The sequence below is a fragment of the Kitasatospora sp. NPDC051170 genome (assembly GCF_044455705.1).
Lineage (GTDB): Bacteria > Actinomycetota > Actinomycetes > Streptomycetales > Streptomycetaceae > Kitasatospora.
In genome coordinates this window covers 204,312-216,203 of the sequence record NZ_JBITFA010000001.1, presented here as the reverse complement: position 1 = coordinate 216,203, position 11,892 = coordinate 204,312, and the positions used below count along the sequence as shown (strand labels likewise).

Below are 11,892 nucleotides of genomic sequence, written 5' to 3'. Positions count from 1 at the left end.
AGGGAGCACCCTCACATGAACCAGAACGACCACGTCGCCGCCGTACAGGCCGAAACCGCCCGGCTCGTCACCGCCGTGCGGTCCGCCGACCCCGCCACCCCCATCCCCACCTGCCCCGACTGGACCCTCGCCGACCTCCTCCGGCACACGGGCAGCGTCCAGCGCTGGTTCACCGCCCTGCTGCTCCAGCGCATCCAGCAGCCGCCCACCGAACGCCGCGTCGACCTCAAGCTCCCCGACCGCACCGAGGACTACCCCGCCTGGCTCGCCGAGTCCGCGGCGGAAGCCGACACGGCGATCGCCTCGCTCGACCTCGACGCACCGATGTGGGCCTGGGGCATCGACCAGCACGCCCGCTTCTGGGTGCGCCGGATGCTCTTCGAGACCCTCGTCCACCGCGTCGACGCCGAACTCGCGCTCGGCCTGACCGCCGACATCGCTCCCGCCCTCGCGGCGGACGGCGTCGACGAGTTCCTGACCAACCTCCCCAACGCGGTCTTCTTCGCCCCGCGCACGGCCGAACTGCGCGCCGAACACCGCGCGATCCGCTTCACCCGCACGGATGGGGACGGCGACTGGCTGGTCCGCCTGCGCCCCGACGGCTTCGGTCTGGAGGCGGGCGAAGGGGCCGCCGACGCCACGGTCTCGGCCTCGGCCGCCGACCTGCTGCTCGTTCTCTACGGCCGCCTCGACCGCTCGGCGCCGGGGGTCACCGTGGCCGGTGACGGCGAACTGCTGGACCTCTGGTTCGCCAACTCCGCCTTCTAGGAGTTGCCCGAGTCGGCCTCCCCGGTGAGGCCGACTCGGCACGACCGTCAACGCCCGGGGACGGAGAGGACCATGGTGTCGGAATCCGGCCCCGAGGCGACGGTGACGAACCCTTCGCCCAGGTAGAGGAGCCGCGCCCGGTTCGCGCGCTCCACGCTCAGACAGATGCGGGCGAAGCCGCCGTCGGCGGCCCGCCGGACGGCCTCGCGCAGCAGCGCCCGCCCGACCCCCTTGCCCCGCCAGGCCAGGACGACGCCCAGCGAGAGCTCGGGGACATCCTCGGCCACGAACCCGTAGCCCGGGTCGTCGGCGCCGAACGACCGCAGCCAGGCCGCGCCGATCGGCCGCCCGCCCGGCGCGACGGCAGTCACCCCGAGATCGCCCCGCCGGGGCCAGCCCTCCACGTAGTGCGCCGTTCGGGGGTCCGCGAGGACCTGGTCACGGCTGACGGCCTCACGGGCCGGGTCCCAGTTCACGGCGGCCGTGAGCATGTCCGCGAGGAACTCCGCATCATCGGCCGTCGCCGGCCGCAGCGCGTAGTCTTCGGTGCTCGTTTCGGTGCCCATTTCGATGCTCATGGGGTTGGCCTACTCCGGCTGCCGGTGCGCTGCGCCCGCCGCGCGGAGGCGTTGGGTGAGGAAGAGGGCCGCGCGGTCCAGGGCCTCGTCCGCCTCGTCCAGGAGGCCGGCGAACGCCTGGTACACGTGCGGCACGTCGGCGGTGACGTCGAGGATGACGTCCACCCCGGCCGATCGGGCGCGTGCGGCGAGGCGGGTGGAGTCGTCCAGGAGGATCTCGTTGGTGCCCACCTGGATCAGCATCGGGGGAAAGCCGGTCAGGTCGGCGTGGACGGCCGGGCTGAGCAGGGGCTGGTGGGGGTCGGCGCCGGCGAGGTACATGGCCCCGGTGCGTTCGACGGCCTTGCGGGTGAAGATCGGGTCGGCGGCCTCCCTGGTGTCCATGCTCTCGCCGGTGCGGGTCGCGTCGAGGCCGGGGGAGAACGCCACGACGGCGGCGGGGAGCGGCAGACCCGCGTCCCGGGCGGCCAAGCAGGTGGTGACGGCGAGGCCCCCGCCGGCGGAGTCGCCGGCGAAGGCGATGGCCGAGGGGTCCTCTCCGCGGTCGAGGAGGGCGCGGTAGGCGCTGAGGGTGTCGTCGATCGCGGCCGGGAAGGGGTGCTCGGGGGCGAGCCGGTAGTCCACCGAGTGCGCTTCGAAGCCGGTCCGGGCCACCAGATGGCCCGTCAGCGACAGGGCGGTCTCGGGGGAGCCGAACACGAAGCCGCCGCCGTGGAAGTACAGGATCGTCCCGGCCCGGGGGGTGTCCGCCGGTGCGACGTGCAGGGCGGGTCGGTCGCCGAGTGTCGTGTGCGTGGTGCGGATGCCGTCGGGAACGATCATCCGGGCCATCAGCGCCCTGAAGTCGGCGCGGATCTCCTCGACCGACCGCAGTGCCTGGGGCTGCGGCCGGCGCAGCATCGCGTCGATCGCGGCGCGCTGTGCCTCGCTCATGGCTGTACTCCCATCGCTCGTGGCTGTACTTCCATCGAAGTCCATTCCCGTACACTATATGCCATGGCATATACATCGAATGGTGCGGTCGACCTGCCGGCCTTCTTCGCGGACCTCGTGCGGTGCGAGACGCGTCTGTACAACGCGCTGAACGACCGCCTCCGCGCGCGGCACGGGATCGTCACCTCGCAGTTCGAGTTCCTGCGCTTCCTGCGGGACCACCCCGGCGCGCGTGTGGCCGATCTCGCGGCCGAGTTCGCCGTCGGCATCGGCGCGACCAGCAAGGGCGTCGACCGCCTGGAGAAGCAGGGCTGGGCCGTCCGGCAGCCGAACCCGGCCGACCGCCGCTCCTCGCTGCTGGTCCTGACCGACGACGGCACCCGCCTGGCCGACGCGGCGGAGGAGACCTTCGCCGAGGCGCTGGCCGAGCTGTTCGGCGGCATCCTCGACAGCGCCTCCGTGTCGGCCGCGGCCCGGGCCTTCGCCGAACTGCGCGCCGCCCTCGAACACCTTCAGATCGGCACACCCACGGGGTGAAGGGGCACTGACCCGTGATCAGGGTGCCGCCCGGTTCACTCCGGCACGGGAAGGCACTCGGCGAGCAGGCCGACGATGTCGCGCCAGGCTCGCCGCGCGTGCTGCGGGTGGTGGCCGACTCCGGGGACCGTGGGGTGATCGACCGGCGGGTGGTGGAAGGCGTGCAGGGCGCCGCCGTAGACCGTGAGGCGCCAGTCGACACCGGCGGCCTGCATCTCGGCGGTGAACGCTTCGCGTTGCGCGGGCGGCATGATCGGGTCCTCCGACCCGACCCCGGCCCAGACCGGGCATCGGATGCGCGCGGCCTCGCCAGGCCGGCTCGTGGCCAGCCCGTTGACCGTCCCGATCGCGCGCAGGCCGACGCCGTCGCGCCCGAGTTCCAGCGCGATGATGCCCCCGGTGCCGTAGCCGACGGCGGCGATCCGATCGGGGTCGGTGCGCGGTTCGGTGCGCAGCACGTCGAGCGCCGCGTGGCCGATGCCCCGCATCCGGCCGGGGTCGGCGAGGAGCGGCAGGCAGCGGGCCAGCATCTCCTCGGGGGCACCCAGGTAGCGCCCGCCGTGAAGGTCGAAGGCCAGTGCCACGTATCCCAGCTCGGCGAGGGCATCGGCCCGGCGGCGCTCGACGTCGCTGAGCCCCATGCCCTCCGGCCCGATCAGCACCGCGGGCCGGCGGCCGGCCCCGGCCGGGAGGGCGAGGTGCCCGGTCATCGTCAGACCGTCGGCCGGGTACTCGACCGTGCGTGTGGTGATCGTCGTCATGCGGCTGGACTGTACCGACGGCCGAGCCCGGTCGGGCGGCTGATCTGCTGCCGGCAGAACAGCGCGCGTGCGCCTCTGCGCCTCTGCCGGCGGGGTTGGCGGGCTGCGGGGTGGGGGACGGGATTCCCTGGGCCCGCGGGTGGTGCGAGGAGGGGAACGGCCGTGCAGAATCCGGGACTTCGGCGACTACTGGGTGGGGACTACGACCGGGGGACGTTCGATGCCGCGCGCCGGGAGTCGGCGCGCGCCGCGGCCTCCTACCAGGAGGCGTACGCGCGGACCGTTCTCGAGGCCGTGGCGGCGCTTCCGAGCGTTCCGGGTGTGCCGGCGATCCGCCGGAGTGTGTTGGAGCGGAAGGGGATCTGGTTCGGGTACAACCGCCCGCTGGACGGGTGGAGTGCGCCGGGGGAGAGTGGCGTCGAGCCGATGCTCGGCGTCGTGATGGGTGGCAGGACCCTCGAACTCGACTACGACGTCCACCTGCCGGCGTCCTGGGTGGGGCGCAGTCCGCTGCTGCGGACCTCGCGGATCTTCTGGTTCGGCGACCACATCTTCATGGCCGCCACCCTCCCCGTCACCCTCCCGCACTGGAGGGACCTCACCTGGGTGATGGGTTCGGCGTACCAGCCCGGGGTGACGCTGGAGTACTGGGAGAAGCTGAGGTTCGGCCAGGACGTCATCGACCGGGCCTGGCGGGACGCGCAGGACAGCGTGGCCGTCGCCGGGCGGATCGGCCGGCTGGACGTGTTCTCGCACTGCCTGCTCGACGGCCTGCTGTCCTATCCCAACCACTGCGGTGACTTCGAGAGCGGCAGCATCCTCGAGCTGCGCACCTACGAGGTGGGCGGCTACCCGTTCGGCCGGGCGATCCGGGCGGAGCACGGGGCCGCCATGCTGCTGGGCCTGGTGATCGGTCTGGGCCATGACCTGCTGGAGTCGGGGACGGACATCGCCAACCGGGAGGAGCACAACCTCTGGGTGTCCCTGACGGACGGGTGCTGCTGCCCGGTCTGCCTGGGGGCCCTGGAGGAATGGCTCCTGACGTGGCTGGACGCCGCGCCGGACACCGCCGGGTACCTGACGGCCTGGAGCTTCCTGGGCTACTTCGCGGGAACGTGGCTGAACGAACGGCACGGGGTCTCCGAGGCGGCCCCTCCCACGGGACTGGTCGGCGGGCGTTGCCGGAACGCCTCCGTGCTGCGGCGGTTGCTCTCCGGGGCGGACGAGGTCGCCGCACAGCGCGTCGACATCGTCGAGCGGCCCGGCTGCGGCCTGCACGTGGAGGGGGCGCTGCCCGTCACGGCCGAGGAGCGGCGGGCCGTCCACGACCGGTTCACCCGCCACATGTTCGGACGGGACGGGATCTACTGCGGCTGCCTGCACCGCACGATCGAGCGGCAGCTCCGGACGGGTGGTCTCCGGTCGGTCCTCGGCCCCTGGATCCGCACGGTCGTCCCCTCGGCGGGGCGCAACCGGGATCGGTAGCGTCCGCCCGTCACTCGGCCGGGGCCGGCCGGCGGCGGGGGAGTTCGGCGCGGCGGAGGGTGGGGGAGCCGAGGAGGACGAGGAGGGCGAGGGTGGCGGAGGCGCCGCAGGCGGTGAAGACGGGGGTGACGCCCCAGATGGCGATGGCGGCGCCGACGAGGGGGTAGGCGAGGGGGGAGAGGCCGAGCATGGTCACCATGACGACGGAGGTGACGCGGCCGAGGTAGGCGGGGTCGGAGGCGGTCTGGATCAGGGTGTTGTCCAGGCTGCCGAAGACGCCTGCGGAGAGGCCCGCCAGGGCGGCGAGGGCGACGGCCGCCCAGAGGTCCGGGACCAGGCCGAGCCCGACGGCGGCCGCGCTGGTGACCAGGAGGGAGCCGGAGAGCATCAGCCCGGCGCGGGGGAGCCAGCCGACTATGGCGAGCAGGGCGGCGCTCGCGGCGGCGCCGGCGCCGAAGGCGGAGACGATCCAGCCGTACCCGGACGCGCCCCAGCCGCGTTCGGCGTTGAGCAGCACCATGCCGACGTTGAGGACGCTGTTGAGGCAGAGTTCGGCGACGGCCCCGGCCAGGACGAGCGGGCTGATGAGGCGGTGGCGGCGGAGGTAGCGGAGCCCGTCTAGGAGGTCCTCGCGGGGTGTGCGCCTGGCGGGTGCGTCCTCGGTGGGGGCGGGGAGCGGGCGGACCCGGACGGTCAGGAGGAGGGGCAGGGAGAGGGCGAAGAGGACGCCGGCGGTGGTGAAGGCGGCGGCCGGGCCGCCGAGGCCCATGGCGAGGCCGCCGAGGGGCGGGCCGGCGATCTGGCCGACGCGCATGGCGAGGGAGCGCAGGCCGGTGACGCGGGCGAGCTGGTCGGGGCCGGTGATGCGGGGCGGCAGGGCGCCGACGGCCGGGACGAACAGGGCGTCGACGGCGCCGAAGACCAGGGCGACGGCGACGAGCAGCCAGATCGTGGGCGTGGTGAGGGCGACGGCGGCGGCCACGGCGAGGATCAGCAGGCAGCGGAGGGTGTCGCTGCCGAGGATGACCCGGCGGGGGTCGAGGCGGTCGGCGAGGACGCCGCCGCCGAGCATGAGGACGGCCCGGGGGACGCCTCCGGCGGCCATGACCAGGCCGACCTCGGTGGGGCCGGCGGCGCGTTGGGCGGACCAGCCGAGGGCGAGGAAGTAGACGCTGTCGCCGACGAGGGAGGCGGTGTAGGCGCCGAGCCAGCGTAGGACGTTGCCGTCGCGGTGGGCGGGCGGGGTGAGGGGTGCTGCGATCGCTGTGGTCGTGGGCATGACAGGCTCCGGCGTGTGGTGGAGGGCGGGGTGGGCGTGCGGGGGCAGGCGGGAGTGCGACCCGGCGGGCCGTGCGGGGTCTTACGGTGCGGGTCTTACGGCGCGGGGTTTTAGAGTGCGGGGCTCTGCGCTGCGAGGTCGGTCAGGGGCGGAACGGGAAGCCGTAGAGGTAGGTGGAGACGTGCGCGCGGTCCTCGGTGTCGCCGGCTGCCTTGGCGGCTTCGCCGTGCTCGCGCCAGCGGCGCGCGACCGCGTTCAACTCATCGTTCAGTTCGGCCAGTTCGGCCGGAGTGAGGTCGAGGATCCACTCCGAGGCGAACGCCGCGTCCGTCCAGGCGGCGCCCCAGGTGGATGCCTGGGTGAGGTACTTGCGGTACTGGGCGACCCGGGCTTCGAGCAGGCCCCGGCCGACCGCCTCGATGGTGGCGGCGCCCTCGGGAGTGTCCGCGAAGTCCGACTCCCGGAAGCTCCAGCCGCCCTCGGAGGGCAGCTGCCACCAGCGCTCGCGGCCGTCGCCGCTGCGGCCCGGCGCCTCGACGACGAAGCCGAGTTCGGCGAGTTTGCGCAGGTGGTAGCTGACCAGGGAGGGCGCCAGCTCGGCCTGATCGGCGAGCTGGGAGGCGGTCGCGGAACCGGCGGCGAAGAGTAGCCGGTAGAGCTGGACGCGCAGCGGGTTGGTGAACGCCTTCAGCTGGGAGAGCTCAGTGATCCGGTCGGCGTGCGGCTGGGGCTGGGGCTGTGGCTGCTGCTGGGGCTTCGGCTCGGCGGGCATGGAACCACCGTAGGTCCGAAGGAAAAGTTGCGCAAGATAATTTTCAGAGTTTCGGGACGGGGTTCAGGTGAGCGTGGGCACCGACCCTCCGGGGGCGTGGGTGACCTCGACGCCCGGCATGCCCGCCGACCAGGCGGCCGCGACCGGCGCGAGCTGCGCCTCCGTCAGCGGCTCGGGCCCGAGGCCGATGGCGAAGCGAGTCCGCCCGTCGGAGTGGAAGGGGTGGGGCCAGGCGTGCAGGTGGCGCCCGCCCGCCTCCTCCAGCGCGGTGAGCAGAGCACGCAGTCGGCCCCGGGCGAGGCCCACCGACTCCGGCTCGGCGCTCACCACGGCCCAGGCGGCGTGGCGCCGGTGCAGTGGCGGGGGTGCCGGCAACTCCTCCCAAGGGGAGGGGAGTTCGGTGGCCAGCTGCCAGGCGCGGAAGAGTTCCTCGGCGAGCAGCTCCTGGGTGTCGGCGCCGACCTGGGTGGTGCAGCTGCGGACCGGCGCCGAAGGGGTGAGGACGGTCAGGCCGTGGGCGGTGCCTGGGGAGTCTCCCTCCAGGCTCACCGGGCGGCGCCAGTCGTACGCGGCCCAGGTCCCGGCGAAGCTTGCGAACAGGTCGCCCTCGGGGGAGTCCGCGTCGAGTACCGTCCGTGCGGCCAGCACCGACCAGGCCAGCGAGGGGAGTTGGCCGAACGGCGCCGAGTCCAGGCCGCGCGCCCGTGCCCACGCCTTCACCTGGCGGGCCAGTCGGACGAAGGCCGCGTGCCGCTCGCCGACCGCCGTCAGGATCGCCTCCGCGTCCGTGACGGCGCTCAGCGCGACGGCCGCCGCCTCGCCCAGCTCCGCCCGCCGCTCGACGGCGGTGGCGGGGTCGAGCGCGCCGGTGAAGACCACCGCGAGGTCCACCGTCAGGCCGTCCGCCTCCAGCCGCAGCCCCGGCACCCGCGCGCCGCGCACCTCGTGCAGCCCCTTGGCCTGCGGCAGCGCCGCCGCGACCCGGGCGCGCACATCGGCCAGGCGGGCCGCGCCGGGCAGAGCGGCGACCAGGTCGAGGTCGCCGCCGTCCAGCTGGCAGCCCATCCGGCGCGAGCCGACCGTACGGACCACGCCCTCCGGCAGCGCCGCCGTGATCAGCGAGGCCAACTCATGGGCAGCCAGGGATCGTTGGGGAGCCTCCCGGCGCAGCGAGACGCCGGACACCTCCGCCACGGACCGGACCTCGCCCGTGCCCAGGCTGATCACGGCGCGCGGACGCATCGGCTCCTCGCCCCGGCGCGAGAGCACCACCAGCTCACCCACCCGGGCGGTGACCGCCGTGAGCGCGGCCGCGCACTCGGCGGCCGCGCGCTGCGGGTCGGTGCTGCGCCCGAGGGTCAGGTGCGGGGTGAAGCCCTCGGCGCGGCCCCGGCAGCGGGGGAAGCGCCGCTCCAGCGCGTGCCGCAGCGCCGCCCAGGGTGCGGCCTCGAAGGCATCCTCGGTGACGTCCTCGGTGACATCCTCGGAGACGTCCTCGGTGGCGGCCGGGTCCAGCCAGAGGGTGGCGTCCTCGCGGTGGCCGAAGGTGTGCACCCCCTCCAGCCGGGCGGTGAACGGCGCGACCTCGGCGGCGGCCTTCGCGAGCAACGGCAGGGCGCGCTCGAACTCCGACTCGGGGACGAAGCCGAACAGCAGGTTCACGTGCGGCGGCCAGCGGCGCACCTGGGGGTCGTGGACCTCGCGCAGGCGCTGGATCGGCGGCCACAGCTCCTCCGGCGGCAGCCAGGCCACGGCCGTCCGCGCGGTCGGCGCGACATCGAGCACCCCGTCCGAGGAGTCCGAACCGCCGCCGATCTCGAGGTCCACGACGAGACCGTAGTGGTCGGAGGCGTACAGCCCGTCCGCCGCCGGGCGGTCGCCGAGCAGCCCGGCCGAGGTGACCAGGGCGTCGCGGTGCAGCACCCGGTCCAGGCGGCCCGGGCGCCCGCTGAGCGAGGAGACGGCGGCCAGCGGATTGCGCGTCGGGTCGAAGGTGGGGGTGTCGTCCGAGGGGCCGTGCGCCTGCGTCCAGGCGTCGCGCAGGCCGAGCGCGGCGGCGGGGCCCTGCGGGCCGGAGCGGCCGTCGTTGAAGTCCCCGAGCAGAAGGAGTTCGCCCTCCACGCCCGCGAACCCCTCGGCGAGGCGGGCGAGTTCGGCCTGCCGCCGGGCCGCACCGTCCGCCGAGTGGTCGCTGCTGAGGTGGACGGCGGCGACGGTCAGCGGCGCCAACCCGGCCCGGACGGTGACGGCGGACACCGCCTTGTACGGGCCCAGCGCGTGCTGCCCGGCGGCCAGGACGGGCAGGCGGCTGAGCAGCAGCAGCCCGTACCGGTCCAGGTCCGGCGCCAGCGGGTCGAGGTGGAGGGCGTAGCGCTCCCGCACCCAGGGCGCGGCCGACAGGGCGGCGGCCAGCGCCGGTTCGACCTCCTGGAGGGCGATCAGATCGGCGTCGGCCGCCTCCAGCGCGGCGATCAGCAGGGGACGGCGGCGGTCGGTGGCGATCAGTTCGGCGTCGTAGCGGTCCCACAGGGTGTTCCAGGTGACCACCCGCAGCCGCTGTGCGGGAGGGGCCTCCTCAGCCCACGCAGCCGGACACCACCCGGAACCGGCCCGCCAGCCGTACGGGACGGTCGCGGTGAAGAAGGGCGTGGGCAGCAGGCTCGGATCGGTGCGGCGCCCGGCCTCGGTGCGGTCGAGCACGTCCAGGCCCGTGTCGCGGTCCCACACCAGGACGCCGTCCGCCTCGACGAAGCGCACCCGGTGCCAGGGGACGTCCCCGGCGGCGGTGAACGCCTCCAGCGGGACGCGCTTGACGCGGTCGTCGCGCTGGCGCACGCCGAGGGTGAAGCGCGCGGGGTCGAAGCGGGCGTCCCAGCGGACGCGCTGGCAGATCTGCTCGATCGGACGCATCGGTCCTCAGTCCTCCTCGACGTCGAGAGAGCCCGCCCTGTCCTCCACGGTGCCACGCGCGCCGACGTACCAGGTGCGGTGGGCCTCCCCGGGGTACGGCGGCTGGTAGCGGTGCAGCTGCGCGGTGAGCACCTGCTCGGGCACCGGATGGGGGCGGACGGCGTTGCGGCGCTGGAGCTCGGCCTCGTCGACGATCATGACGGCCTGGGTGACCAGGGCGTCGCGGCGCTGCGCGACGCCCTGGACGAGGGAGCGCTGGTGACGGTTGAGCGAGGTGGCGTCCCAGACGACGGTGGCGCCGGGGACGAGGGCGGCGGAGAGGCGGTCCAGGCCCTCGCGCAGCACGTCGGCGTTGTCCCGCTGGTCGGCGCGTGAGCCCCGGGCGGTGCGCAGCCCGTCCAGGGAGACCACCGTGTCCACCCCGGGCAGGGTGGCGGTGAAGGTGCTCTTGCCGCTGCCGGCGGGGCCGGTGAGCTGGATCAGCCGGGGGAAGGCGCCGTCGCGCCAGCGCCAGGTGGCGGCCACGGCCTCGTCGGTGCGTTCGAGGCGGCCGAGCGCGTACGCCTCGCGGGCCTGGGCGAAGCAGCGGTCGGCGGCCTCAAGGGCGAGGCCGGCGAGGCTCTCGCGCAGGCCCCGGCGCAGCCCGTCCAGCGGGTCCGGGTCGAGCAGGGCTCCGGCCTCGGCGTGCAGCTCGGACCAGGCGACCTGCTGCTCCTCCTCGAGGCCGGGCGCGGTCAGCGCGGCGAGGGCGTGCAGGACCTCGAGGTCGGCGGCCACGGACATCCGCACCAGCCCGGCGTGCCGGTCCTCGTCGGGGTGGGGGCGGTGCAGCCGGGGGTGCAGGCCGACGAGGTCGGCGACCCTGCGGGCCAGCGGCAGGCCGAGGGTGCCGGCCAGCCGGGGCGCCAGCTCCTCCCGGCGGGTGCCGCGCAGCACGGTGGCGAGGACGCCGGTCAGCCGGCGGTCCCCGGTGCGGCCGAGGGCGTCGAGGCGGTCCGAGATCTCGGCCAACTCGTGCTCGGGGCCCGGGAGTTCCTCGAGACCGAGCGCGGCGGCCAGGGCGCCGGGGGTGGGCCGGGCGCCGCAGCGCACCGCCCACAGCGCGGCGGAGGGGCCGAGCCCGTTGGGCACCACGGCGGCGTGCATCCAGTGGGTGTCGGTCCGTACGTGACGAGGGCGCACCCACTTGGCGATCCGCTCGCCGAACTCGGCCCGGGGGAAGCCCTGGACGGTGCGGACGACGTAGCCCTCCTGCCGGTCCAGGTCGAGAGTCGTGGCGAGGGCCCGCAGCGCGCGCTCGTCGTACCGGCCGCGCCAGAGCACCCGGGGCGCCGGGAGGCCCGCGCGGCGCAGGAAGCGGACGGTGGTGTCCCAGTCCAGGCAGGTGTCCCGGTCGTTCCAGACCGAGAAACCGTAGAACCAGCTCTCCAGATCCTCGTACGGGATCGAGTGCCGGGCGTACATGTTCTCCCCGCTGACGCGCCAGCCGGGAGGGATCAGGCGGCCGATGCGGCCGTGCAGCTCCTTCACCCAGGCGCGGGAGGGGTGGTGCGCGGAGTCGAGGGAGCGGGCGTGCAGGCCGTCCCGGTAGAGGGTGGTGTTCTCGCCGTCGAGCTTCTCGGTGACGACGACCTCGGCCCCGGCGAGCCCGGAGAGGTCCCCGGTCCGTACGTCGTCCGCCGAGGCGCCCGGCGACCAGGGCAGGTGCGGTGTCCTCGGGTACTGCACGCGCATGTCCTGCCCCCCGGGTCGGTCCTTGATCCGCCGACACTGTAGGAGGCGTTCGACCCGCCCGACCAGCGAATTAACCGGGACGGGGCCCCGGGCGAGGCCCCGTCCCGGCGCGTCGGTCGGATCAGAGGATCGGTG

The 11,892-nt window shown here is 74.6% G+C and carries 10 protein-coding genes; 3 read left to right on the top strand and 7 right to left on the bottom strand.

Features of this window, described 5'->3' with window-relative positions:
• Positions 1-15: 15 nt before the first annotated feature.
• Positions 16-768: a maleylpyruvate isomerase family mycothiol-dependent enzyme gene (locus ACIBCA_RS00995; protein WP_396280626.1), complete on the top strand. Its 753-nt coding sequence runs from the start codon at positions 16-18 to the stop codon at positions 766-768.
• Between the two features lie 47 nt (positions 769-815).
• Here the strand turns inward: ACIBCA_RS00995 and ACIBCA_RS00990 are convergent, their stop codons facing one another.
• Both ACIBCA_RS00990 and ACIBCA_RS00985 read right to left on the bottom strand, forming a co-directional pair.
• Positions 816-1,346, bottom strand: coding sequence for a GNAT family N-acetyltransferase (locus ACIBCA_RS00990; protein WP_396280625.1), 531 nt, complete (start codon positions 1,344-1,346; stop codon positions 816-818).
• 9 nt (positions 1,347-1,355) lie between these two features.
• Positions 1,356-2,279 (bottom strand): alpha/beta hydrolase, encoded by a 924-nt coding sequence (locus ACIBCA_RS00985; RefSeq protein ID WP_396280624.1) that lies wholly within the window; start codon positions 2,277-2,279, stop codon positions 1,356-1,358.
• Positions 2,280-2,342: 63 nt separating this feature from the next.
• On the opposite strand from ACIBCA_RS00985, the gene ACIBCA_RS00980 reads away from it, so the two are divergent.
• The gene (locus ACIBCA_RS00980) at positions 2,343-2,816 is read left to right on the top strand and encodes a MarR family winged helix-turn-helix transcriptional regulator (protein WP_396280623.1); all 474 of its coding nucleotides are present in this window, start codon (positions 2,343-2,345) and stop codon (positions 2,814-2,816) included.
• A gap of 35 nt (positions 2,817-2,851) precedes the next feature.
• Here the strand turns inward: ACIBCA_RS00980 and ACIBCA_RS00975 are convergent, their stop codons facing one another.
• Positions 2,852-3,577, bottom strand: a complete 726-nt coding sequence (locus ACIBCA_RS00975) for a dienelactone hydrolase family protein (RefSeq protein ID WP_396280622.1) — start codon at positions 3,575-3,577, stop codon at positions 2,852-2,854.
• 162 nt (positions 3,578-3,739) lie between these two features.
• On the opposite strand from ACIBCA_RS00975, the gene ACIBCA_RS00970 reads away from it, so the two are divergent.
• Complete coding sequence (locus tag ACIBCA_RS00970) at positions 3,740-5,062, top strand: hypothetical protein (RefSeq protein ID WP_396280621.1); 1,323 nt, start codon at positions 3,740-3,742, stop codon at positions 5,060-5,062.
• A 10-nt stretch (positions 5,063-5,072) separates the two neighbouring features.
• Here the strand turns inward: ACIBCA_RS00970 and ACIBCA_RS00965 are convergent, their stop codons facing one another.
• The 4 genes from ACIBCA_RS00965 to ACIBCA_RS00950 all read right to left on the bottom strand — a co-directional run bounded on the left by ACIBCA_RS00965 (position 5,073) and on the right by ACIBCA_RS00950 (position 11,757).
• Positions 5,073-6,341: an MFS transporter gene (locus ACIBCA_RS00965; protein WP_396280620.1), complete on the bottom strand. Its 1,269-nt coding sequence runs from the start codon at positions 6,339-6,341 to the stop codon at positions 5,073-5,075.
• A 142-nt stretch (positions 6,342-6,483) separates the two neighbouring features.
• Positions 6,484-7,113 (bottom strand): ArsR/SmtB family transcription factor, encoded by a 630-nt coding sequence (locus ACIBCA_RS00960; RefSeq protein WP_396280619.1) that lies wholly within the window; start codon positions 7,111-7,113, stop codon positions 6,484-6,486.
• 63 nt (positions 7,114-7,176) lie between these two features.
• Entirely contained in the window at positions 7,177-10,023 is a 2,847-nt protein-coding gene (locus tag ACIBCA_RS00955) for an RNA repair domain-containing protein (protein ID WP_396280618.1), read from the bottom strand.
• A 6-nt stretch (positions 10,024-10,029) separates the two neighbouring features.
• Positions 10,030-11,757, bottom strand: a complete 1,728-nt coding sequence (locus ACIBCA_RS00950; protein WP_396280617.1) for an RNA ligase family protein — start codon at positions 11,755-11,757, stop codon at positions 10,030-10,032.
• Positions 11,758-11,892: the final 135 nt, after the last annotated feature.